23 protein-coding genes and 1 pseudogene are annotated in these 21,679 nt (G+C 40.9%); 15 read left to right on the forward strand and 9 right to left on the reverse strand.

Annotation, left to right across the window (positions count from 1 at the left end; translation table 11 throughout):
- Positions 1 to 76: 76 nt before the first annotated feature.
- A complete protein-coding gene (locus ACSC9N_RS06915; RefSeq protein ID WP_010326891.1) occupies positions 77 to 1,141 on the reverse strand; it encodes an amidohydrolase family protein in 1,065 nt (354 codons plus the stop codon).
- 120 nt (positions 1,142 to 1,261) lie between these two features.
- Positions 1,262 to 1,657 (reverse strand): DUF3144 domain-containing protein, encoded by a 396-nt coding sequence (locus ACSC9N_RS06920; protein WP_005401107.1) that lies wholly within the window; start codon positions 1,655 to 1,657, stop codon positions 1,262 to 1,264.
- Positions 1,658 to 1,771: 114 nt separating this feature from the next.
- Here ACSC9N_RS06920 and ACSC9N_RS06925 point away from each other — a divergent pair, with 114 nt between their 5' ends.
- The gene (locus tag ACSC9N_RS06925; RefSeq protein ID WP_005401108.1) at positions 1,772 to 2,404 is read left to right on the forward strand and encodes a hypothetical protein; all 633 of its coding nucleotides are present in this window, start codon (positions 1,772 to 1,774) and stop codon (positions 2,402 to 2,404) included.
- A gap of 70 nt (positions 2,405 to 2,474) precedes the next feature.
- Here ACSC9N_RS06925 and ACSC9N_RS06930 read toward each other — a convergent pair whose 3' ends face one another.
- Both ACSC9N_RS06930 and ACSC9N_RS06935 read right to left on the reverse strand, forming a co-directional pair.
- Positions 2,475 to 3,938, reverse strand: a complete 1,464-nt coding sequence (locus ACSC9N_RS06930) for a CYTH and CHAD domain-containing protein (protein ID WP_010326890.1) — start codon at positions 3,936 to 3,938, stop codon at positions 2,475 to 2,477.
- Between the two features lie 402 nt (positions 3,939 to 4,340).
- On the reverse strand, positions 4,341 to 5,801 hold the full coding sequence (locus tag ACSC9N_RS06935; protein WP_010326889.1) for a CYTH domain-containing protein: 1,461 nt from the start codon (positions 5,799 to 5,801) through the stop codon (positions 4,341 to 4,343).
- Positions 5,802 to 6,087: 286 nt separating this feature from the next.
- Between ACSC9N_RS06935 and ACSC9N_RS06940 the strand changes: the two genes are divergently transcribed.
- From ACSC9N_RS06940 to ACSC9N_RS06960, 5 genes are all read left to right on the forward strand, one after another.
- On the forward strand, positions 6,088 to 6,471 hold the full coding sequence (locus ACSC9N_RS06940) for a DUF962 domain-containing protein (RefSeq protein ID WP_005401111.1): 384 nt from the start codon (positions 6,088 to 6,090) through the stop codon (positions 6,469 to 6,471).
- A gap of 521 nt (positions 6,472 to 6,992) precedes the next feature.
- Positions 6,993 to 7,613 carry a thiamine phosphate synthase gene (gene thiE, locus ACSC9N_RS06945; protein WP_010326888.1) on the forward strand — a complete coding sequence of 207 codons (621 nt, stop codon included), beginning with the start codon at positions 6,993 to 6,995 and terminating at the stop codon, positions 7,611 to 7,613.
- 42 nt (positions 7,614 to 7,655) lie between these two features.
- Positions 7,656 to 8,954, forward strand: coding sequence for a glutamate-1-semialdehyde 2,1-aminomutase (hemL, locus tag ACSC9N_RS06950; protein WP_005401113.1), 1,299 nt, complete (start codon positions 7,656 to 7,658; stop codon positions 8,952 to 8,954).
- Between the two features lie 143 nt (positions 8,955 to 9,097).
- A complete protein-coding gene (locus ACSC9N_RS06955) occupies positions 9,098 to 9,928 on the forward strand; it encodes a hypothetical protein (RefSeq protein ID WP_005401114.1) in 831 nt (276 codons plus the stop codon).
- Positions 9,929 to 10,031: 103 nt separating this feature from the next.
- Positions 10,032 to 10,358: a hypothetical protein gene (locus tag ACSC9N_RS06960; protein ID WP_010326887.1), complete on the forward strand. Its 327-nt coding sequence runs from the start codon at positions 10,032 to 10,034 to the stop codon at positions 10,356 to 10,358.
- 3 nt (positions 10,359 to 10,361) lie between these two features.
- Here ACSC9N_RS06960 and ruvC read toward each other — a convergent pair whose 3' ends face one another.
- The gene (gene ruvC, locus ACSC9N_RS06965; RefSeq protein WP_005401116.1) at positions 10,362 to 10,907 is read right to left on the reverse strand and encodes a crossover junction endodeoxyribonuclease RuvC; all 546 of its coding nucleotides are present in this window, start codon (positions 10,905 to 10,907) and stop codon (positions 10,362 to 10,364) included.
- A gap of 122 nt (positions 10,908 to 11,029) precedes the next feature.
- On the opposite strand from ruvC, the gene ACSC9N_RS06970 reads away from it, so the two are divergent.
- Positions 11,030 to 11,611 carry an FxsA family protein gene (locus tag ACSC9N_RS06970; protein WP_005401117.1) on the forward strand — a complete coding sequence of 194 codons (582 nt, stop codon included), beginning with the start codon at positions 11,030 to 11,032 and terminating at the stop codon, positions 11,609 to 11,611.
- A 132-nt stretch (positions 11,612 to 11,743) separates the two neighbouring features.
- Positions 11,744 to 12,385 (forward strand): annotated as a pseudogene (locus ACSC9N_RS06975) (LysE family transporter).
- Here the strand turns inward: ACSC9N_RS06975 and ACSC9N_RS06980 are convergent.
- Positions 12,347 to 12,559: a hypothetical protein gene (locus ACSC9N_RS06980; RefSeq protein ID WP_010326884.1), complete on the reverse strand. Its 213-nt coding sequence runs from the start codon at positions 12,557 to 12,559 to the stop codon at positions 12,347 to 12,349. The pseudogene ACSC9N_RS06975 and the gene ACSC9N_RS06980 overlap by 39 nt on opposite strands.
- Before the next feature lie 314 nt (positions 12,560 to 12,873).
- Here ACSC9N_RS06980 and ACSC9N_RS06985 point away from each other — a divergent pair, with 314 nt between their 5' ends.
- On the forward strand, positions 12,874 to 13,119 hold the full coding sequence (locus tag ACSC9N_RS06985; RefSeq protein WP_005401120.1) for a hypothetical protein: 246 nt from the start codon (positions 12,874 to 12,876) through the stop codon (positions 13,117 to 13,119).
- Between the two features lie 97 nt (positions 13,120 to 13,216).
- Here the strand turns inward: ACSC9N_RS06985 and metK are convergent, their stop codons facing one another.
- Entirely contained in the window at positions 13,217 to 14,383 is a 1,167-nt protein-coding gene (metK, locus tag ACSC9N_RS06990) for a methionine adenosyltransferase (protein ID WP_004984924.1), read from the reverse strand.
- Positions 14,384 to 15,103: 720 nt separating this feature from the next.
- Between metK and tkt the strand changes: the two genes are divergently transcribed.
- The 4 genes from tkt (at position 15,104) to ACSC9N_RS07010 (ending at position 18,708) form a co-directional block, all read left to right on the forward strand.
- A complete protein-coding gene (gene tkt, locus ACSC9N_RS06995; protein ID WP_010326883.1) occupies positions 15,104 to 17,092 on the forward strand; it encodes a transketolase in 1,989 nt (662 codons plus the stop codon).
- Between the two features lie 116 nt (positions 17,093 to 17,208).
- Positions 17,209 to 17,424: a hypothetical protein gene (locus ACSC9N_RS07000; RefSeq protein ID WP_004696769.1), complete on the forward strand. Its 216-nt coding sequence runs from the start codon at positions 17,209 to 17,211 to the stop codon at positions 17,422 to 17,424.
- Positions 17,425 to 17,538: 114 nt separating this feature from the next.
- Positions 17,539 to 17,988: a GNAT family N-acetyltransferase gene (locus tag ACSC9N_RS07005; RefSeq protein ID WP_010326882.1), complete on the forward strand. Its 450-nt coding sequence runs from the start codon at positions 17,539 to 17,541 to the stop codon at positions 17,986 to 17,988.
- 123 nt (positions 17,989 to 18,111) lie between these two features.
- Positions 18,112 to 18,708: a YceI family protein gene (locus tag ACSC9N_RS07010; protein ID WP_004696771.1), complete on the forward strand. Its 597-nt coding sequence runs from the start codon at positions 18,112 to 18,114 to the stop codon at positions 18,706 to 18,708.
- 103 nt (positions 18,709 to 18,811) lie between these two features.
- Here the strand turns inward: ACSC9N_RS07010 and ACSC9N_RS07015 are convergent, their stop codons facing one another.
- Positions 18,812 to 19,513: a glutamine amidotransferase gene (locus ACSC9N_RS07015; protein WP_010326881.1), complete on the reverse strand. Its 702-nt coding sequence runs from the start codon at positions 19,511 to 19,513 to the stop codon at positions 18,812 to 18,814.
- Positions 19,514 to 19,629: 116 nt separating this feature from the next.
- Complete coding sequence (locus ACSC9N_RS07020) at positions 19,630 to 20,193, reverse strand: TetR/AcrR family transcriptional regulator (protein WP_010326880.1); 564 nt, start codon at positions 20,191 to 20,193, stop codon at positions 19,630 to 19,632.
- 79 nt (positions 20,194 to 20,272) lie between these two features.
- Between ACSC9N_RS07020 and ACSC9N_RS07025 the strand changes: the two genes are divergently transcribed.
- Both ACSC9N_RS07025 and ACSC9N_RS07030 read left to right on the forward strand, forming a co-directional pair.
- Positions 20,273 to 21,040 carry an SDR family oxidoreductase gene (locus tag ACSC9N_RS07025; protein ID WP_010326879.1) on the forward strand — a complete coding sequence of 256 codons (768 nt, stop codon included), beginning with the start codon at positions 20,273 to 20,275 and terminating at the stop codon, positions 21,038 to 21,040.
- 11 nt (positions 21,041 to 21,051) lie between these two features.
- On the forward strand, positions 21,052 to 21,648 hold the full coding sequence (locus tag ACSC9N_RS07030) for a 2-hydroxychromene-2-carboxylate isomerase (RefSeq protein WP_010326878.1): 597 nt from the start codon (positions 21,052 to 21,054) through the stop codon (positions 21,646 to 21,648).
- The last annotated feature ends 31 nt before the right edge of the window (positions 21,649 to 21,679 follow it).

Raw genomic sequence — 21,679 nt, forward strand, 5'->3', positions numbered from 1 at the left:
TCCAAAAAGAACCCCCTCAAAATTGAGGGGTTCTTTTTGTTATAGCTTTTAGGAATTAGTTTTCTTATTTTTTCAATTAAAGCCGATAAAACTGTTTGGCATTGTGATGGAATACGCGCTCTAAAGCATCAGGGTCATAGGCTGCGACGACATCACTAAAGGCATCAATAATATTGATCAATGAGGTACTCACCGAATCCATGGGAAAGTTAGAGGCAAACATCACCCGATAGGTTCCAAAACAGGCGAGAGCATGCGTAATCATGGGGTGTGCAAGGTCAAAGACTTCTTGTTTGGAAGCCAGTCGGCCTTCTTTATGAAAACGATGTCCTAATACAGGCATGAAAAGCCCCGACATTTTGGTATAGACATTTGGATAGCTTGCAAGTTCAGCTAAGTCGTCTTTCCAACGAAAGAAAATATTTTCCCGCGCTGTTTGTGTCATCCCTGTATTTGCACCAATTGGACCAAATAAACCTGCGGGTGTACCTAGATGGTCTAGCACAATGGAAGTTTCAGGGAACTGCTTGGCCAGATAAATCACATCTTCAAGCTGTGTGGAATAAACCCAAGCATCAAAACTCAAGTTGTATTGGGACAGCACTTCGAAGCCTTTGAGAAATTTTTTATTGCGATATAAGTGTGGCTCATCTGTCCACGCATGGATTTGTTTGTCTTCATGAAAAGACGCCATTTTACGAATACCACGAAAGTGTGGTGAAGCTTTATGGTGTAATTTTAGGATCTTTTTAAAGTTACGATCACGTGGATCAGCTGTTGCGACAATGCCACCCAATTTGACCGTATCGGCTCCAAAAGCTAAAGACTCAATAAATTGAGTTTCCTCAACCACACCTTTGCCTTTGCTGTGATGCCAACTGGCTTCTACATGCACTACTTGTTCTACTGTGTATGGGCCAGTATCGCGTTTATAGTCTTGGGGCAAATACGGACGTGTAATATGACGGGTTAGACCGATGGTTTCAATCAGGTCTTTAGGTTTCACTAAACGAACCATTTTGTCCAAAAGCTTAGGATGCTTACCCAATAATTTAACTGCCAAAGCCGCTGCATGTGGCGTGTTATAGGGGTCCCACTGGTGGATGTGTGGATCGATGAGTGCAAAGTCCAAATGCTGCATGTTCTTCCCTAAGTCATATTCCTTAGCGATTACCTTACTGTAAATTGAGGTGTTGCAACATTGTATTTCGTTTCAAATACGACGAAATGAAAAAAGCCTGCAGAAGCAGGCTTTGATTGATCAGTGATCGTGTTTGTGGTCATGCTTGTTGGCATGAAATTCTTCGTTATGACGGAAACGAAGGTAGTTTTCAAACTGTTCACAGTATTCGTCATAGTTGTCTTCAAGCATCATTTGGAACTGCTGCAAAATATAAGACATCACTTGCTCTTTGGCATCACGCATTTCATCGCCATCTTTAAAGTTATTGGCTGCCACCCACGTGTTAAAACGGGCTGTACCAAACAACATCGCAGCACTCACTTGGCCACGTATTTCAGCAGGTTTCACTTGTGAACCTTTTTCAGTGCGACAAAAATCGTTGGCTTGCTTAATAAATTCATCTGCACGTTCAAAAAAAGCAGCATTCAACGCTTCTTCTTCGGTTACATCTGTTGCTTTAATCTTCTGAACCATGAACTTGTCCTAAAATACATAAATAACTCAGACTGCATTATAGGCAAAGCCTTGCAGAAACTAAACCTTTGCCTTAATCTAAAAATAGCCTAAGCAATAAAATAGAGAATATCCATGCAAGACGCGATTGCGGTACAAAGTTTAAAAAGTGATATTGCCTTATTGCGTCAAAACATTTGGCCACCACAAAATTTAACCAATGTTGAAGGCTTACCAATCTATTACGGCACGAAAGCGGAAGTCGAGGACTACTACCGCCAGTGGACGGGTTTGATTGAGCGGGCGCAAGACTTGTTCCAACCCTTTATGGAAGATGAGGTACTGGATGCAATTCATTTACCCAGTCATTTGAACTTACCGCTGTTTTATTTTCACGTCGATCGTATTCGGATTAATAAGACCCGCGCCAAAGAGTCTAAAAGTTTTCGTGGTATTGCAAGTCTAATCGAAAAATGTGGGCAGTTTGAACCAGAACAGGTGCACGCTATGCGCGCTTGGTTGGACAGCGATGATAATGCCGCCTTGGTTGCGCATAGGGAGTTTATTGATCTCAGAACCTACGTCTTTCAACACGGACAGAGTGAATATACCCGTACCCGATTTTATGTAAATGGTATCGTGTTAAGTACTGAAGCACACTTTGAACTGGTCGATGCACGAGACAAACCACGTAAGCAGCGGAGTGATAGCTATAACGACCCCTTAGCAGATAACAATACGTGGAAAGTGTACGGAAAGTATCGTTAACTTAGGTGTAGACAGGGAATTCACCTATAGAAGAACTTTTCGCTACTGATGGATATTTTGATTTAAAAAACTATTTCAACGGTTTGGTTTGACTAAACTGCATCATCTGTTGTTCAACCAATTTGAGCATTCTATTTTTTTCCGCGGCGATCCATCCTGTGGCAAAACTATAAGCGGCTTCTGGTTCAGGGGCTTGTTGAAACAAGGCATCTGCAACCACCAAATCATTATAGTGCCCTAGGCTTTCCTGAACTGCTTTGAGTTTTTTTAAATAGGTTTTTAATGCTTTTGCATCGAGTAAAGACGCCACAAACTCAATGCTATAACGCAGTTGTTTGACTTGTTTACGAACGCGGTGTTTTTCCTCATCTTCAAGCTGGCTAAAGTGCTCGGCATGTGCGCATATTTTATGGTGTAAAGACTGTATCACTTTGAGCGCATGTTTTTTCAGTTTGGTTTTTGAAGGCGAATCTAGTTCTTGCTCTGTAAATAAAATTAATTCAAGCCAAAGTTGCGTCGTTTCTGGTTGTCGGAATAGAGCACAGACATCAGTGATAGCCTCTGTACTTGGTGGAAGATAGTCTAATGGATAACCTGCCTCAATTAGCTGAGGAAGTAAATCCTCGTTCAGCGCATCGATATCACGTGTTCCACCTAAGGCTTGAAAAATAGTGGTGAGTTCCGCTTTCCAGTGTGGTTGAATGTCGTCCGACCATGCAGCAAAACTTTTCAGTGCACTACGCAAGCGGCGAATCGCCACGCGGGCTTGGTGTATATGCTCACTGGAGTACTGCTGTCGAGCAATTGAACTGGCATTGGGAAGTAAGTGCTGTAGGCAATTGGCCAGTATGTTTTGTAGAGCCTCAACTTCGCTTGAACTTCTGTTCAATACAAGAGGTGTTTGATACTGCGCAGGAAAGTAACTTTGCTGACGAACGGCCTGAAGGCCATAGTCTGACTTGCTATGTGTGTCGAGACTCAGTTGGTATTTTTGAATCCAAGCTTGTATAAATGCGATCAGATCTTCTATCGATCCTTGTTTTAATTCAAATTCGATTTCGAAAATATCTACACTGCTTTGTTCTTTAAAAATTTTGCCAATATCGAGAGCAATTTCAACTGTAATACTTCCAACATCCTGCAAAACGCGTAAACGTTGGATCTTGGTTTCAAAGAGCAATTCAAGGGTTGGAAGTGGAAGCCCCAAAGCGCGTTTTAATTTTTTGTAGATAGCGGAATAATCTTTTTTATAGTTATCTAAGTCGAGTGTAGTCGTCTCAGGTGGCTCTATATCAAATTCAAGTTCAAAGCGACCCAATGCTTTTGCGGTATCTACTGCTTTGAAGGTTTGTTTCCATTCATCATTTTCCTGCCGACGTCGAATCGCGATGCAATGCTTAGCAAGCGTTTGATCGGCTGTATCAAAGTATTGGGCTGCTAAATGAATCGGCTCAGCCTTGAGCAGTGTAAAAGCTTTTTGCAATGCCTTACGCTTCTTAACTGGAACTTGAAACTTAAACTCAATCTCTTGCATAGCCCTGACTCATGACAACCTACGTTTTACTATATGCTAAATTGAGTAAAAAAAGACCAGCTTTGAATAGGTATAAGCTAAAAGAGCAGAAATAGTGTGCTAGATGTCACTTTTAAAATGAAGATGATGGTTAGAAATATGCAGAGTTAATAAGTACAGATGGTTACATCGAAGTGATAATAAACCTACATTGAGTAGGAATGTATAGGCTTACTTTTTAAGAATAAAAATGAATATAAAGCCTGTATTGTTCTGATAATAGGCCGCTTTGTCATAGATAAATTAGTGGTTTGAAGCGACCGACTACGATTTTTTATCGTGCATGATTTTGGGTCTTGTCAGACCTTATAGAGAGTCGATAGCAGTCATGTATTTAACATGACTGCTATCATATACAGTGCGTTATTTTAAGAATTTACGGCTAACTAAGAACTGTTCTGTCGCTTCTAAAAGTTTATCGGCATAAACTTCAAGCTTTGCCGTGAGCCAGCCCAAAACAAACCAATCACTGGCTTCTAACTCTGTTTGTTGAATGTACGCAGCAGAAGTCGCTAAGATTTGATATTCATGTGCGGCTTGTTGTGCATCGTTTAACGCTTTACTGTATTTCTGCAAATTTTTCACATCATAAATTGACGTTAAAATAGGAAAGCTAAACTTCAGTTCCTTAATTTTCTGCGCCACAACATCTAAACTTTCAAAGTGGCTAATATCGGCAGCATTTAAGCTTTCTTGTAGCTGTCGATATTGGTTTTGTAGGGTGTTGTGTGCATAGGTTTTTAAATCTTGCTTTTGCACTTGATCATGTGAGCTTAAACTAAAGGTCAATAATTCAAGATAATGATGTACGTTCTGCGTCGATTTAACTAAATTTCCAAGCTTTTCTTGAGCATATAAAATGTCTTTGGCAAGATTTTCTGTAGTGGTTGGATTCTGAAGAAAAGCGCCTAGGGTGCTTTGCATATGCTGCAAATGTTGTAAATGATCAAACTGATGTTTGAATGCGGCAAGTTGCATCGCCCATTTATCAGAAATATTGCTATTCCAGTCTTTAAATAAGGCTAGTGTTAGTTGTAGGTGTTCTAAAGCAGTTTGTGCTTGATCAATATGGCTTTGCTCAGCAACACCTGCCGAAATTGCGGCAATATTCGGCAGTAAATGCTGCATTTGCTGACCAATCAATAAACTCAGGTTATGTGCTGCACTTTCTTTTTTCGATAAGACAAACTCTTTTTCAAAACGTGCTGGACTTACGGTTTGCTCAAGTGCCAGTAGATTACCCATTTCGGCTTTGCTGCGGACATCTAACCACAGTTGATACTTCTTCACCCATTCAAAACTAAAAGCCAAAAGCGACTGAGCAGAGCCTGATTTAAGTTCAAACTCTACCTCATGGATGGTATGTTCTCGACCAGATGCACGAACCACACCAACATCCAAACAGACTTCAATTTCAGCATCTTCAAACTCAATGACGCGATAGGTACGTTGGATGTCCGTTTCAAAGGTGAGCTTTAACGCAGCTGCATCTGAGGCTAAAGCTTGGGTTAAAATCTGTTGAGCCTCTGGAATAGCTTCATAAATGCTTAAGTCCAGTTCAGGAGATGACTCTAACTCACCCAAATTATGATTATGTTCAAAACGGTGTAAATGACTTTTACCTGCGGCTTTGAGTGTTTGAATCCAGCAAGTGCCTTCAAGACGCTGACGCAAAGCAGCGCCGTGTTGAGCCAAAAGGCGATCAGGCGTATCAAAATACTTGGCTTGAAGTTGAATCGTTTCAGATTTTTTAGGATCTAAAGCTTTAAGAAGGGCGGTACGTCGTGCTTCGCTAATCTGAAATTTTAATTCAATTTCAACCATGAAAAATTCCTAATTTGAGGGGCTAGGTCAGTGCCAAGCCTTTATGTATTTAGATGCATGATCTGTAGTTTGTTTTTATGTGCGCTAAAGGCACACCAATGGACCACTGGATTGTAGCGAAAAAGAGATAGTATGTAAGACTTGACGACAGAATAAAACAAAGTTGCAGTGCGAGATTGATCAAAAAACAATTCTGTTTTTAGTGGATGCGCGACCAGAGGCGATTGCACTTTGCAGATTGCATATTTTCAGCTATGTTGGTAAAAAACCATCAGGATGATGACAGATGAATGCTCAGGTTGAACCGAAACAGGAACACGATGCTGAACCTAATTTTCAATTGCCGATTAAGGACTATCACCAGTTTTATCGTTTTTATCTAACAGAGCACCGCAACATCATGAGTCGTCGGCTACACGTCGCGGGCAGTTCAATTGGACTGTACTTTTTCTCTAAAGCCATACTTAAACGCAAGCCGCGTTATTTTATATACGGCTTAGTCTCTGGCTATGCCTGTGCGTGGGTAGGTCATTTTGTTTTTGAAAAAAATAAGCCAGCCAGTTTTAAACAGCCTTTGTATAGTTTTATTTCTGACTGGCGCATGTTTTCCGATGTTTTACGTGGAAATTTAAGCTTACAAGATCGTGCTTTGGATAAAATTCCAAGTTAGTGAAGCACTTTGTGACTTCATTATGAAAGTTTTATGAAAAGCTTGAAACTAACAGTTGCAAAGTATGAGTTAATGTTCTAATAATGAGGTCGTTGATTGTATTTTCATCAAATAATATATAAGTGCTTTGAACTTTAAAGTGCTTTTAGTTTTCCAAGCCTAGAGCGACCTTCTCTAGGCTTTTTTTATGTGGATTTTAAATAATAAAATATGCGGCTTTTTAGCTTTTATGATGTTGTTCAAACACCACTGGTTTAAAAAGCTAAAAAGCCGTATCAGATCGCTGAGTGTCTCTTATTCTTGTTATAAAGTTGTTATTTTTATTTTATTCTTGTTGCTTTCTGTATCCATTAAACTGCGAAAGCGGTGGGGCGACTATCACTGAAAATAGGTATTTTTACATAGCCTGAGCTTGGTCGCGGGATTTTTGTGCAAAGCAAAGCATTTTCAGTTCCAATTCATTAAAGCATCAGTCGCCTTTGGCTTTATAATAGAATGACATAACCCAAAGGTAGAGTTAAATGCGCGGTTTATATTTAATTACAAATGATGATCCTTTAGAGCTACTTTTGGCTAAATTAGAAGGTGCAATGGCAACACGTGAAGTTGCCATTTTGCAGTATCGCCGTAAAAAAGTACCCAAAGAAGAACAGGCTTACGAAGTCGAGTATATGAAAGCGATGTGCGCTGAGTATCGTGTTCCTTTTGTGATCAACGATGACTTAGAAATGGCCGTTAAATACGGTGTTGGTGTACATTTAGGGCAAGGTGATGGCGAAGTTGCCGAAGCTGTTGCACGTCTGCCAAAAGATGCGGTGATTGGTCGTACGTGTTTGAACTCGATTGAGCTGGCTGAAAAGGCGATTGCCGAAGGTGCAACATACGTTGCTTTTGGTGCAATTTACGCAACTGAGACCAAGCCAGAAGCTGGCAATATTGGCTTAGAGACTTTAAAAGAAGCCAAAGCCAAATTGAATGTGCCGATTTGTGCGATTGGTGGCTTAACAGTTGAAAATTCAAGTGAAGTGATCGATGCTGGTGCCGACCTTTGCGCAGTGATTAGTGATATATTAGGGCTATCAATGTCTGCGATTCCTGATCGTATAGAACAGTGGGCTGATTTATTTGCATCTAAAGCTTAAGCGTTTTTAGATGTTTTTTTATTTTTTGAGTTGAGTAACTTCATGAGCTTATCTCCAAAGCAAGAACAATTGTTTAAACAAGCAAGCAAACATATTCCGGGTGGTGTGAACTCACCTGTACGTGCATTTAATAGCGTAGGCGGAACGCCTGTCTTTATTGAAAAGGCGCAAGGTGCATACTTGTACGATGTGGATGGTAAGCGCTATGTAGACTATGTGGGCTCATGGGGACCAATGATTTTAGGTCATGCTCATCCTGAAATTATTAAAGCAGTTCAAAATGCTGCTGTGGATGGTTTAAGCTTCGGTGCGCCTACCGTACATGAAACAACTTTAGCCGACATTATTTGCGAAATTATGCCGTCAATTGAGCTGGTTCGTATGACCAACTCAGGTACTGAAGCAACCATGACAGCCATTCGTCTTGCACGTGGTTATACAGGTCGTGACAAGATTGTAAAATTTGAAGGCTGTTACCACGGTCACTCAGATTCACTGTTGGTCAAAGCAGGTTCAGGTTTGTTAACCAGCGGTGAAGGCGAAGCGACTTCAGCCGGTGTTCCTGCCGATTTTGCCAAACACACACTGACTCTTCCATATAACGATATAGCCACTTTAAAAGAGTGCTTTGCAAAGTTTGGTTCGGAGATTGCAGGGGTGATTGTGGAGCCTGTGGCAGGGAACATGAACCTAGTCAAACCAATCGAAGGCTTCTTACAAGCGATTCGTAATGTATGTGATGAACATGGTTCTGTTTTTATCATTGATGAAGTGATGACTGGTTTCCGTGTTGGATTGGGTGGTGCGCAAGCTCACTATGGCGTGACTCCTGATTTAACCACCTTGGGTAAAATTATTGGTGCAGGCTTACCCGTGGGTGCTTTTGGTGGGAAACGAGAAGTGATGGAGTGTATTGCGCCACTGGGCAAAGTTTACCAAGCTGGAACACTGTCGGGGAATCCACTTGCAATGCGCGCAGGGATTGAGATGTTTAAACACCTGCGCCAAGATGGTTTTTATGAAAAATTGACAGCGCAGCTAGAAAAACTGCTTGTGGGTTTACAAGCCGCAGCTGATGAAGCGGGAATTGCTTTTAAAACGCAACAAGTCGGCGGTATGTTTGGTTTGTACTTTACCGATCAAGAAGACATTACCAGCTTCGACTCAATGCTGAAGTGTGATATCGATGCATTCCGTAAGTTCTTCCACGGTATGTTAGACCGTGGTGTGAACCTTGCGCCATCTGCGTTTGAAGCTGGCTTTATTTCAGCTGCCCATTCTGATGAAGATATAGAATTTACGCTGCAAGCAGCGAAAGAAGTTTTTGCAAGCATGAAGTAAGTATTTGTCCTTGCTAAAAAGCCCATCTCATTTGATGGGCTTTTTTTATGATGGGTATTTTGAATAAAAAATACTATATCTCAAATACTTTGTGTTAATTTTAGGAGTACATGAAAAAAATGAATAATTAAATAAGATGACTTATGATTTTAGATTTTCTTAGAAAGCCTATTCAGCTAAAACATTTTTTGATTTTTATACTATTGTCACCAATCATTATCGTCATTTTGAGCGTTATTGTTAGTGTATTGGAACCAAGTGATATACCGAGCTTAAAAGAACAACCATATGAGTGCGGAAGTTTTGGCGATCAGAAAATGCGTATAGATCGACGATATTTATTTTTTACGAGAGTTGAATATCAAGATGTTAGTTATTGGGAGAAAGGTGCTAGTCAACTACATTATACCAAAGATTGTAATGATCAAATCGGTAACGCCACATTTCTTGTGAAATGGCCAGAAATGCATCCTTCAGAAGGTTTTCGGCTTTCCTCAAATCAACTTAGTGACATTGCTTTCACTGTATCACAACGTGGTGATTGGAAGGATGAGTGGGGAGACGACAAAACGTTTTTTGATTATACGCCTTCATTGAAATTTTATTTAAGTGAACGGATGGGTGCTCGAAAAGATATGAGCATAAGTGAGATTAATTCGGAGAAGAAATTTAATTCACGTTTATCACTTTATGAAATAGATTTGGGAGAGCAAGATAATATTTCTAAAAGAATTTACTGGAAAGAAGAAAACGGGAAAGGCATTAGTGTAGTCATTGCGTGTGATTCATATCCAGATGGCGCTACGGCATGTGAATTAAATAGTCATGTACCAAATTATGGCTTTAACACGAGTAGTTTAGATATAGATTTCCATGCGGAGCTTCTGCCACATTGGGAAAAAATTCAGCGTGATTCTTTAAAATTATTTAATTCTTTTCAGATGGAAGAAAATAAAGTAAATGCTTGCAAGTAAGAATATTGAAATAGCATAAGAACTATTATGTAGTAAGAAAACGCGATATAACGCGATCAAGCCTAAAATTTAAAGACTTCGAATAATGGTAAAAGGAGGAAGAATGGATAAATACTTACTGGTGGCCTTGGTAGTTGGTGCATGCATATTGCTGGTGATTTACACTCAACTTGCACCAGCAGGTGGACAGAAAAATTTTAAACAAATCGTACAGCAGGCATTTGGTCGTTATAAAGTGATCGAAAAAAACTACACCATTATGATTTGTGAGATCAATCACCGCAATGAGCCAGAAGAGTTGGTCTTTATTCGTATCGATCCTGCTCAAAAGAAAAATTTACGCATTTCGGGAAGAATGCTGATAGCAACTTATCCAAAAGCACCGTCGGTACGTGAAATGCGTAAAGACTTTAAAGACTATGTCACTTAACGTTTAGCGTCGACGAGAGCTACTACGGCTGCGTCCGCGCGCCATACCGCCAAGAGCATTGAGTACAGCAAGCTTGGTCATACTGCCTGAAGCATGTGCATGACAAATAGCAGCAGCGAGAGCATCGGCTGCATCTTGCTGTGGTTTGATGCTCAGGTTTAGGAGTCTCATCACCATTATTTGTACTTGTTCTTTGTCCGCAGCGCCATAACCGACCACCGACTGTTTAATCTGACGTGCGGTGTATTCAGCAACTTGTAGGTCAAGGTTGACCAGTGCAGCAATAGCAGCACCACGTGCTTGCCCCAGTTTCAGTGCGGAGTCAGGGTTTTGTGCCATAAATACTTGCTCAACTGCGGCTTCAGTTGGGCCATGAAATTTTACAATACGATCAATCCCTGCAAAAATACGTTTTAGCCGTTCAGGCATATCAGCAGCTTCGGTACGAATGGTGCCAGCATCGACAAAAATTAGTTTTTGACCTTCTTTTTGAATAATACCGTAGCCTGTGAGGCGAGAACCGGGGTCAATACCAATAATTAATGACATGCTTGCCCTTTAAAAAAAAAAATATGCCCATATTGTTACATAAGCGTATCAAAAAAGCTTGATGTAGATTGAGCACTTGATTCTTGCACCTTATTCATTTTGTTGAGATTAGATTAATTTTCATGAAATTATTTCTTTTTATATTAGCTGGTGTCATTCTCGAAGTCTTCGTATGGATTGGCGTGGGCGACCTCGTTGGTAGCATGTGGTACGTGTTCTTCTGGTTTATTGCCGCTTTCTTTATTGGTACGAGCCTGATTCGTAAGTATTCAGCAGGTTTAATGCCACAAATGCAGCAAATGCAAGCGGGCCAGATGGGTGCAGATCCTGCATTAACAAACAATCTGCCAAAAATCATTGCGGGTTTTCTTTTGTTGATTCCTGGCTTGGTGACAGATGTGGTTGCCGTGTTATTGCTTATTCCAGCAGTACAAAAAGCTATGACGGGCGCGCTGATGAACGTGATGATGAAACGTCAGCAAGCGATGATGGAAAAAATGATGGGTGGCATGATGGGGGATATGAATGGCATGGGTGGTGGAGCTCAAGGTCAAAACCCATTTGCAGATATCATGCGCCAGATGCAAGAAATGCAGCAACAGCAGGGCGGTTCAGCTTATCGTGACTCGAGTATTATTGATGGTGAAGCACGAGAAGTCACGCCAGAGGCGAAAAAAATTGAAATGAAAGATGTGAATAAATAATTTCATACCTAATTTTAAAGCCGAGTTCTAACTCGGCTTTTTTTATCTTTATGAAAATGTTTTAAGTGCTTATGATTTAAAATAAATATAACAAACGATATAATTATTTTTTAAAAATTATGCCGCTTTTTTATGTCATTGCTTTTCACGATTTGCGCATTGCATTTTGTTGCGCAGCTAAGTCCCGGTCCTGATGTTTTGCTGATTGCCAAAAGTTCAGCTTCGACTACACAAAAAAACACTTTAAAAACTATTTTAGGTATTTCCGTTGGCATCGTCGTTTGGGTGGTTTTAACCTTGTTAGGTTTTACCGTACTCATCGAAAAAATGCCATGGATTCAACAGGTATTGATGGTGATTGGTGGGGTGTTCCTTGCACGTATGGGGTAGCTGATGTTGAAAGCTGGCCTCAATACAATGCAGCAAGAAGCCTTGCTAGATGATGGTCAAAAACTAACTACACCCAAGGCCAACCATTATTTCATGTCAGGTTTACTGACGAACTTGTCTAACCCGAAAACGCTGATTTATTTCAGTAGTGTGTTTTCATTGGCACTGAGTTCTAGCGCAAGTCCCTATTTAAAAATGCAACTTGCGGTGATTATTCCCATTCAAACTTTTATGACTTTTGCATTGCTAATGCTGCTTTTGTCATTACCTAAAATTAAGGCGGCATACCAACGTTCAGGGAGTTATATCGACATTTTTTCTGGCGGGTTGTTCCTGATTTTTGCTTTATGGCTTTGGTACGATGCTCTTGCAATCTACATCTAAGTCATTTTTAAGCTCTTGAGATGATGGGGCCTGTTCCAAGCTAGACACTTCGTCTTTTTTACTTTGCGCATAGCAGTTGGGCTGCAATGTCGCTTCGGTATTTTCTGAGCCCTTATAGCTACGACTGCGGTTGGCACGTTCGCGTAAACCGCCTTTTTTAATCAACTGAACCATTCTTTCTTCCTCATCGTTGCATGTTATTTTAATAAACAATCGCGAGAAAACTAAAGGGTTTCGAGCAAATACTTTGGAATACGTCAAAAACTATTATGTTACAAAATGAAATTGTCATGATTCGGTGTTATAAAGAGGAATATGCGTTAAATCAATTGATTAATCTTTCAGTGTAAGCCGTTGCTGACATCACTTCAGGTGAATGGCGCTTGAGTCTCAACAAATACTCACATAAGATAAATGAATCTAACATTCTGTGAGGCAGGGTGATGGACAATAAAAACAAGAAAGGACAAAAACAAGGGGGTAAAGCCATGCTCTATCAATACCACTGCGCATGTTGTGAAACAGTTGTCGCATCAACAGATAAAGACTGTCCAAACTGTGGATCACATAATATTCGAAGTCCTTTTGGATTTTGGATTTTCTGTATTGTTGCATGTCTCGCAGCAGCGATTATCGTTAAATCTGTACAAGTCTATTTGGCCGACCGAAACAGTGAACCCGCTGCCGTGACTTCGCTCTTTGATGTGCTCAATCATGACAACAAACCCAAGTAGTGGATTTCAATGACTTCACGACTGAACTGATGCAATATTTTTCCATCAGTGAAAATAAAAAAAACCCGCATTAAGCGGGTTTCTTTTAGGATCAAACTTATAGGCCAGCTGAAGCTTTAAGCGCTTCCACTTTGTCTGTTTTTTCCCAAGTAAATGCAGTATCTGAACCTTCACGACCGAAGTGACCATAAGCAGCAGTTTGCTTATACATCGGTTGAATGAGGTCAAGCATACGAGTGATACCGTATGGACGTAAGTCGAAGTGTTCACGGACTAACGCAATGATCAGCTCTTCAGATACTTTTGCTGTATTGAAGGTATTGATCGAAATAGATGTTGGCTCAGCCACACCAATGGCATAAGACACTTGAATTTCACATTTGTCTGCAAGACCCGCTGCTACGATATTTTTCGCAACATAACGACCTGCATATGCAGCAGAACGGTCAACCTTAGATGGATCTTTACCAGAGAAAGCACCACCACCGTGACGTGCCATGCCACCGTAAGTGTCTACAATGATTTTACGACCTGTTAAACCACAGTCACCTACTGGACCACCAATCACAAACATTCCTGTTGGGTTGATGTGGAATTTGGTGTCTGCATGGAACATTTCAGCAGGGATCACTTTTTTCACGATTTCTTCAATCACAGCTTCTTTTAAGTTGCTTTGAGAAATTTCAGGATCGTGCTGAGTAGATAATACGACTGCATCTAAACGAACAGGCATGCCATTTTCATAAGCAAAAGTCACTTGGCTTTTTGCATCTGGGCGTAACCATGGTAAAGCGCCACTACGACGTAGTTCAGCTTGCTTTTCCATTAAACGGTGTGCATATGAGATTGGAGCAGGCATAAGCACGTCAGTTTCACGGCTTGCATAACCAAACATTAAACCTTGGTCACCTGCACCTTGATCTTCAGGCTTTTGACGGTCTACACCTTGAGCAATCTCTGGTGACTGTTTACCAATCATGTTGATCACAGCACATGTTGAACCATCAAAACCAAGGTCAGAATGGTGGTAACCAATGCCATTTACGGTTTGACGAACAATCGCTTCAAAGTCCACATTTGCAGTTGTTGTGATTTCACCTGCAAGTACTACCGCACCCGTTTTTACAAGCGTTTCACAAGCAACCCGCGCATATGGGTCTTCTTTTAAGATCGCATCCAAGATAGCATCACTGATTTGGTCAGCCATTTTATCTGGATGGCCTTCGCTTACAGATTCCGAGGTAAATACAGCGTACTCGCGCATAAGTCCTATCACAGTTAATTTAAAAGACGCAATATGGTACATCGACTTAGACATTTGAGCCAGTTCTACACGACCAAAATGACTGAATTTATTTCAATTCAACGACTTTTTATCTGATATAAGCATCTAAAAAATTGATATAGCGTTTATTTTTAGTTCGAAATGACAAAGTAAAGGCTTTTGGTTCAAAGTCTATAGGTCCGTATCATGAGATTTTGTACTTTGATTATATCTAATTTTAAAACAATAGCTTGTTTGAATTTTTGTTGGTTTGGGTGTTAAGTTGGTAAAGAAAAAATGCTCAAAATATGCATCAGAAAATAATCGATAATCTGTAGTAATTCATGAATAATTTAAAAAAGTGAATAAAATTCACCATGAATGTTTAATTGTATGTAAAAAATACAAATGTATCTTGTGATGTGTTTGATCCTCAAGGATAACGGTTTGTTCTGATGAGTGAATAGGGTGGCCGAGCTTTGTTTTTAAAAATTGATGATTCTATCGTGTAGAATTTGACTCAGAGAAAAGCGATAGAGACATTTCTGAGTGAAATTGTTGTGATTTTAGGCAATGCCCGCATTTATTAGACATTGATGATGAATAAATAGCGAAATATTGTCCATTAGGCTTTACCCATTCCTCTTTTTTTAAGACAATACACCTATCTTTGAATTCTATTCATCTTACTCTTTAAATCATTTGTTTGGACTCTGACCTATGACAACCCCGCTTAACGAACGTCGTATTGCAAACGCAATTCGTGTATTGGCAATGGATGCTGTGCAAAAAGCAAACTCTGGACATCCAGGTGCGCCAATGGGGATGGCTGATATCGCTGATGTGGTATGGCGTGAGTTTTTCAACCATAACCCGACTAACCCTCAATGGGCGAACCGTGACCGTTTTGTACTATCAAATGGTCATGGCTCTATGCTGCAATATGCGTTATTGCACCTTACGGGCTATGATTTATCAATTGAAGATTTAAAAGCATTCCGTCAACTGCACTCTAAAACGCCGGGTCACCCAGAATTAGGTTATGCACCAGGTATTGAGACTACAACTGGCCCGCTTGGCCAGGGTATTGCCAATGCTGTAGGTTTTGCACTGGCTGAAAAAACGCTTGCTGCGCAATTCAACAAAGACGATATTCAAGTTGTTGATCACTTTACTTACTGCTTCTTGGGCGATGGCTGCTTGATGGAAGGTGTTTCTCACGAAGCATGTTCATTAGCGGGTACTTTGGGTCTAGGCAAGCTGATCGCTTACTATGACGACAATGGCATCTCGATCGATGGCGAAGTTGAAGGCTGGTTCTCTGACGATACAGAGCAACGTTTCAAATCTTATGGCTGGCAGGTCATCAAAGTTGATGGTCATGATGCGGATGCAATCCGTCAAGCGACTGTAGAAGCGAAAGCTGAAGCGAACAAACCAACCATCATCATGTGTAAAACAGTGATTGGTTTAGGTTCACCAAACAAACAGGGTAAAGAAGACTGTCATGGTGCGCCTTTAGGTAATGATGAAATCGTATTGACTCGTGAAGCGCTTGGCTGGTCAGACGAAGCATTTGTTATTCCTGCTGAAGTTTATGCAGCATGGGATGCCAAAGAAAAAGGTTCACAAGCTGAAGCAGCCTGGAATGAAACTTTTGCCGCTTATGAAGCAAAATACCCAACTGAAGCAGCTGAATTGAAACGTCGCCTTTCAGGTGAATTGCCAGCTGAATTCCTTGCTCAAGCAGATGCATTTATCGCAGAAACTAATGCAAAAGCTGAAACCATTGCTACACGTAAGGCAAGCCAAAACACATTGCAAGCTTTCGGTCCATTATTGCCTGAACTATTAGGCGGTTCTGCGGACTTGGCTGGTTCTAACTTAACACTTTGGAAAGGTTGCCAAGGCGTTCAGGACAATCCTGCAGGTAACTACGTACACTATGGCGTACGTGAGTTTGGTATGACTGCCATTGCAAACGGTGTTGCGCTTCACGGTGGTTTCATTCCTTACGTTGCAACATTCCTTATGTTTATGGAATATGCGCGTAATGCAGTACGTATGTCTGCGTTGATGAAACAACGTGTAATCCATGTATATACACATGACTCAATTGGTTTGGGTGAAGATGGTCCAACGCACCAACCTGTAGAGCAAATTGCGTCTTTACGTGGTACACCAAACTTAAATACTTGGCGTCCATGTGACACGGTTGAAGCAGCTGTGTCTTGGAAGTCTGCACTTGTACGCTCAGAAGGCCCAACTGCGTTGATCTTCTCTCGTCAAAACCTACCATTCCAAACACGTACAGATGCACAAATCGCAAATGTAGCGAAAGGTGGTTATGTATTGGCTGAAGAAAAAGGCGAATTAAAAGCGATTATTATTGCGACGGGTTCTGAAGTTTCTTTAGCAATGGAAGCGCATGCACAACTTGACGGTGTGCGTGTCGTGTCTATGCCATGTGCTGAAGAATTTGTGAAGCAAGATACAGCGTACCGTGAAGCGGTTCTTCCATCAAACATTCGTGCGCGTGTTGCTGTTGAAGCAGCACATGTAGACTACTGGTGGAAGTTTGTAGGTTTAGATGGTCGTGTAATTGGTATGACGACTTATGGTGAATCTGCACCTGCGAAAGACTTATACCAATACTTCGGTATTACCACTGAAGCAGTTGTTGCTGCGGTAAAAGAATTGACAGCTTAATTTTTAAAAATTGACTGTTTGAAGGACGCTCCAGTTTAGGGGCGTCTTTTATTTTGAATGGTGTATATAATATGCAAGCTGCTGCTGAAGTAGCTGCATAAATTTTAGGTGATGATATGAGCTTGTACGATCAAATTCATGATGAAGTTGTATTGATGGATGCGGGCGAACAGAAGTGGATTGGACCAGATCTACCTTTGGAGGCGATGGTTGCTGTTGAACTGTTATTGCAAGATTTAGCAGAAGATAAGCAAATTAAGATCCGTCGTAAAAACCATGAAAAGCAGACAGGTATGAAGTTGATTGATCGGATTCTGATTGAAAAACTATGATGGTTGTCACGTCTAAAAGAAGCCTTATTGAAGCGATTCAATAAGGCTTTTTCTTTGTGGTGATTTCAGTTTAAATATAAGCCTTACAAAAATAAACATCACTTTGAGAGCAAAATGGAAGTAGCAAATATTCATATTGTGTCACTGACAGAAATCGATCAGTCGATCTGGGCTACATTATGGCAAGCTTATCAGGCATTTTATCAGGTTGATTTATTGGAGCAGATATCTAAAAACACGTGGCATAAATTGACTGATTCTAAGCGTGAGCATATGTATGGTTTTGCTGCGCTTATAGCAGGTCGGGTTGTAGGCATTGTGCATGTGATAGAGCATGATAGCTGTTGGACGTTAAAGCCTTATGCCTACTTGCAAGATCTATTTACGCATGAGGACTATCGTGGGCTAGGGGTTGCAAGAGCTTTAATCGAACACGTCAAAATGCATACCGAAAAGCGAGCATGTGATCGGGTTTATTGGCTGACCCATCAGGACAATTTGGTCGCACAACAACTTTATAATAAAGTCGCGAAGAAGACTGGTTTCATTCAATATCGGGCATAGCTAAGTTGCTACATTTAAAAACAATTATATCGTTCTAAAGTTGCAACATATCGTTTTATCTTTATAGATGTATTCGTTGTAGAACTCTATAGACTAAGCAGTATTCCAATGTGAGATAAAAACATGAACTTTAAAGCTTTAACAATCGGTTTGGCTGTTGCAACTGCGACTACATTTGCTATGGCAAAACCTGTGGCATATCAAATTGACCCTACACATACAGCAACAGTTTTCACATGGAGCCACTTTGGTTTTTCAACTCCATCTGCAAATTTCAGCGACATTCAGGGTGTGATTAATGTTGATAATGCAAAACCTGCAAATTCGTCGGTGAATGTAACGATTCCTTTATCTAGCTTAAACACTAACGTAAAAGCTTTAGATGAACACTTACAAGCGGCTGATTTCTTTGATGCAGCAAAATACCCAACCATCACCTTTAAAAGTACAAAAGTACAAGCTGTTGGCGCGAATAAGTACAAAATCACAGGTGATTTAACCATTAAAAATGTGACGAAGCCTGTCGTTTTAGATGCGGTGTTGAATAAACAAGGTGAGCACCCAATGACCAAAGCGCAGTCAATTGGTTTCAACGCAACCACTTCATTTGACCGTTCTGCTTTTGGTGTAGGTGCATACGTGCCAAATGTGGGTGATAAAATTACTGTAAATATCACCACTGAAGCATCAGTTCCACAGCCTAAAGCTGCTGCAAAATAAGCGACATCTACCAAAAAGCACCTTATCAGAGGTGCTTTTTTATGTCCGCTGTAAACTTAAAAGTTAGAGCAATAGGCGCATTGAGCGGATTATGGCTGAATTATTAAGCCAGTGCTTTTAAATACGCTGCTAAAACTTGTCCAGAGGCATGTTCTAGTTGAGCTGCAAAGCGTTGGTTGTCTGCACGCAATGCGGGAATATTGATGCTCGCTTGACGCAGTTCAGCAGTATGCCCGATTAGCCATTTTTCTAAACCGTCCGCTGCGACCTCAGGATGGAACTGTAAGCCAAGAATATTTTTGCCTACACGAAAGGCTTGGTTGGGATAAACTTCTGAGCTGGCCAACAGTTCAGCTTGAGCAGGGAGTTCAAAGGTGTCGCCATGCCAATGTAGCACTTCAGTTTCTACCAGTGCTTGCAGTGGGTTCTGTTCAACGGCATTGAGCTGTAACTGACTCCAGCCAATTTCTTTGCTATGACCTGCATATACTTTTGCACCGAGTGCATGTGCAATCAACTGTGCACCTAAGCAAATGCCTAAAGTCGGTAAATTCTTTTCTAAGCGAACTTTTAGTAAGTCTATTTCTTGTTGTAAGAAAGGGTAGTCTTTAGTTTCATATACCCCAATTGGTCCACCTAAGATCACAGTTAGACCTGTGTAATCCAACGCTTTAGCTAAGTCATCTTTGCCGGCTTCAAAATATCGTACCCGATAACCCAATTGATATAACACATCTTCCCATGCACCCAAATCTTCAAAAGCAAGATGCTGAATCGCGTAAATGGTATCGGGTAGTGTCGTCATAGTTGGCTCGTTCACAGGGGTTAAAGGAGTGTAAAAATGTACAGGGAAATGCGTAGAAGTTGAAGGCAATAAATCAGAAAATATGTAGAAAAAAACTATAAATTCAATCCAAGGTTTTACTTGAGCTGAAGCATGTTTTTAATCATCCATTTGCTTGAGCTTAAAATTTCTCTTTGTAGATGTTCATCCGCCATGCTGCGCGCCATGACGATTGCACCGACCAGTTGACACAGTACCGCCCAAGCTTGTGTTTCACTGCCTAGATGTTGTGTAAAGAGTGCGTGACCACGAAGCATTTCCTGTTGAAAACACAGTTTTGTTGTTTCACTACTACGTGCTACTTCGGCTGCAAGAGAGGGAATAACACAGCCTTGATCTGGACGTTGCACATGAGACAGCGCTAAATAACGTTCAAGTTCGAAGTCAATCCACTCTTCGAGGTTGTCATGCGGATTGGCTTGCCATGCTTGAAAGCTGTGTTGTAACTCGGACTGGATCAGTGCTTCAAATAATTCATGTTTTGATGAAAAATGCGAATAAAAAGCACCGCTGGTCATTTGAGCCGCTTTCATAAAACCATCGACGCCAGTATTGGCAAAGCCTTGCTTCTTGGCCAGTTGAGCACTAATTTTAAGCAGCTCTTGACGTTTTTCTTCTTTATAGCCTGTTTTATAGCGCATAGGAGTTTCATCAAAATAAAATTGACTGATGCTGAAAACTATAACATAGTGATCGTTATTTTATAAAGGGAGTATATTTATGGATGGATTACAGCCAGAACAGCAGTTGCAAAAGACTGATGCTAAAAAGAAAGTCGCGTTAGTGATTGGCGCAGGAGATGCTACAGGGGGCGAAATCGCAAAACGGTTTGCACGTGGTGGATACATCGCCTGCATGACGCGAAGAAATGCCGAAAAACTCCAGCCCTTAATTGCAGAAATAGAAGCCGAAGGTGGCCTTGCATATGGTTTTGCGTCTGATGCACGTAAAGAAGAGCAAGTCATCGCTTTGGTAGAGGAAATTGAAGCCAATATTGGTGAAATCGATGTTTTAGTGTTTAACATTGGGGCGAATGTGCCATGTAGTATTTTAGAAGAAACTGCACGTAAGTATTTTAAAATTTGGGAAATGGCTTGCTTCGGTGCGTTTTTGACTGGACGTGAAGTGGCGAAGCGTATGGTCGTGCGTGAACACGGCAGCATTATTTTCACGGGTGCAACTGCAGGAATAAGAGGTGCAGCAAACTTTGCCGCTTTTGCTGGGGCGAAACATGCACTGCGTGCCTTAGCCCAAAGTATGGCACGTGAGCTTGGCCCGAAAAATATTCATGTGGCACACGTGGTGGTGGATGGGGCAATTGATACCGATTTTATTAAAGACACTTTTCCTGACATGTACGCGCGCAAAGAACAGGATGGCATATTAAATCCCGTGCATATTGCAGAAAATTATTGGCATTTGTCGCAGCAACCGCGCGATGCATGGACGCATGAGTTAGATTTAAGACCTTGGATGGAAACGTGGTAAAAGGACAAAGCATGAAAAGCGTAGAATTTTATTTTGATTTAGGCAGCCCATATAGCTATTTGGCCTACTATCGTTTACTGCAAATAGCAGAGCAGCAAGAGATTCAGATTGTATATAAGCCTATTTTATTGGGCGGGGTGTTTAAAGCAACAGGCAATCGTAGTCCGATAGAGATTCCCGTCAAAGGGGTTTATTCAATCTTAGATATGCAGCGCTGGGCGGAGTATTACCAGATCCCAATGCAAATGAATCCGCATTTCCCGATGAACACTTTAACCCTAATGCGGATTTTGACAGGCGTTCAATTGTTGCATCTAGAAAAGTTTGAGCAAGTTTTGAAACTGTTATTCGATGCGATGTTTGGTACACCACAAAATCTGAATGAACCTACTGTCTTGGCAGAAGTGCTAAAACCAAGTGGCTTTTCTGTAGAAGATATTATGAGTATGGTTCAGTCGGATGTTGTGAAACAAAAACTGATCACTGAAACAGAACAGGCCATTCAACGTGGCATTTTTGGCGCACCGACATTCTTTGTGGGTGATGAAATGTATTGGGGCCAAGATCGCCTACATTTTGTAGAACAAGCGCTAAACAAAGCTAGCTAAAAACCTAAGTTAATAGAACGCATTATTTAGG

The organism is Acinetobacter sp. PC34 (assembly GCF_051789135.1).
Lineage (GTDB): Bacteria > Pseudomonadota > Gammaproteobacteria > Pseudomonadales > Moraxellaceae > Acinetobacter > Acinetobacter johnsonii.

Bases quoted from the DNA above. Each gene is read 5' to 3' on its own strand.
- ACSC9N_RS06915 (WP_010326891.1), bottom strand. From the start codon at position 1,141: ATGCAGCATTTGGACTTTGCACTCATCGATCCACACATCCACCAGTGG.
- ACSC9N_RS06920 (WP_005401107.1), bottom strand. From the start codon at position 1,657: ATGGTTCAGAAGATTAAAGCAACAGATGTAACCGAAGAAGAAGCGTTG.
- ACSC9N_RS06925 (WP_005401108.1), top strand. From the start codon at position 1,772: ATGCAAGACGCGATTGCGGTACAAAGTTTAAAAAGTGATATTGCCTTA.
- ACSC9N_RS06930 (WP_010326890.1), bottom strand. From the start codon at position 3,938: ATGCAAGAGATTGAGTTTAAGTTTCAAGTTCCAGTTAAGAAGCGTAAG.
- ACSC9N_RS06935 (WP_010326889.1), bottom strand. From the start codon at position 5,801: ATGGTTGAAATTGAATTAAAATTTCAGATTAGCGAAGCACGACGTACC.
- ACSC9N_RS06940 (WP_005401111.1), top strand. From the start codon at position 6,088: ATGAATGCTCAGGTTGAACCGAAACAGGAACACGATGCTGAACCTAAT.
- thiE (WP_010326888.1), top strand. From the start codon at position 6,993: ATGCGCGGTTTATATTTAATTACAAATGATGATCCTTTAGAGCTACTT.
- hemL (WP_005401113.1), top strand. From the start codon at position 7,656: ATGAGCTTATCTCCAAAGCAAGAACAATTGTTTAAACAAGCAAGCAAA.
- ACSC9N_RS06955 (WP_005401114.1), top strand. From the start codon at position 9,098: ATGATTTTAGATTTTCTTAGAAAGCCTATTCAGCTAAAACATTTTTTG.
- ACSC9N_RS06960 (WP_010326887.1), top strand. From the start codon at position 10,032: ATGGATAAATACTTACTGGTGGCCTTGGTAGTTGGTGCATGCATATTG.
- ruvC (WP_005401116.1), bottom strand. From the start codon at position 10,907: ATGTCATTAATTATTGGTATTGACCCCGGTTCTCGCCTCACAGGCTAC.
- ACSC9N_RS06970 (WP_005401117.1), top strand. From the start codon at position 11,030: ATGAAATTATTTCTTTTTATATTAGCTGGTGTCATTCTCGAAGTCTTC.
- ACSC9N_RS06980 (WP_010326884.1), bottom strand. From the start codon at position 12,559: ATGGTTCAGTTGATTAAAAAAGGCGGTTTACGCGAACGTGCCAACCGC.
- ACSC9N_RS06985 (WP_005401120.1), top strand. From the start codon at position 12,874: ATGCTCTATCAATACCACTGCGCATGTTGTGAAACAGTTGTCGCATCA.
- metK (WP_004984924.1), bottom strand. From the start codon at position 14,383: ATGCGCGAGTACGCTGTATTTACCTCGGAATCTGTAAGCGAAGGCCAT.
- tkt (WP_010326883.1), top strand. From the start codon at position 15,104: ATGACAACCCCGCTTAACGAACGTCGTATTGCAAACGCAATTCGTGTA.
- ACSC9N_RS07000 (WP_004696769.1), top strand. From the start codon at position 17,209: ATGAGCTTGTACGATCAAATTCATGATGAAGTTGTATTGATGGATGCG.
- ACSC9N_RS07005 (WP_010326882.1), top strand. From the start codon at position 17,539: ATGGAAGTAGCAAATATTCATATTGTGTCACTGACAGAAATCGATCAG.
- ACSC9N_RS07010 (WP_004696771.1), top strand. From the start codon at position 18,112: ATGAACTTTAAAGCTTTAACAATCGGTTTGGCTGTTGCAACTGCGACT.
- ACSC9N_RS07015 (WP_010326881.1), bottom strand. From the start codon at position 19,513: ATGACGACACTACCCGATACCATTTACGCGATTCAGCATCTTGCTTTT.
- ACSC9N_RS07020 (WP_010326880.1), bottom strand. From the start codon at position 20,193: ATGCGCTATAAAACAGGCTATAAAGAAGAAAAACGTCAAGAGCTGCTT.
- ACSC9N_RS07025 (WP_010326879.1), top strand. From the start codon at position 20,273: ATGGATGGATTACAGCCAGAACAGCAGTTGCAAAAGACTGATGCTAAA.
- ACSC9N_RS07030 (WP_010326878.1), top strand. From the start codon at position 21,052: ATGAAAAGCGTAGAATTTTATTTTGATTTAGGCAGCCCATATAGCTAT.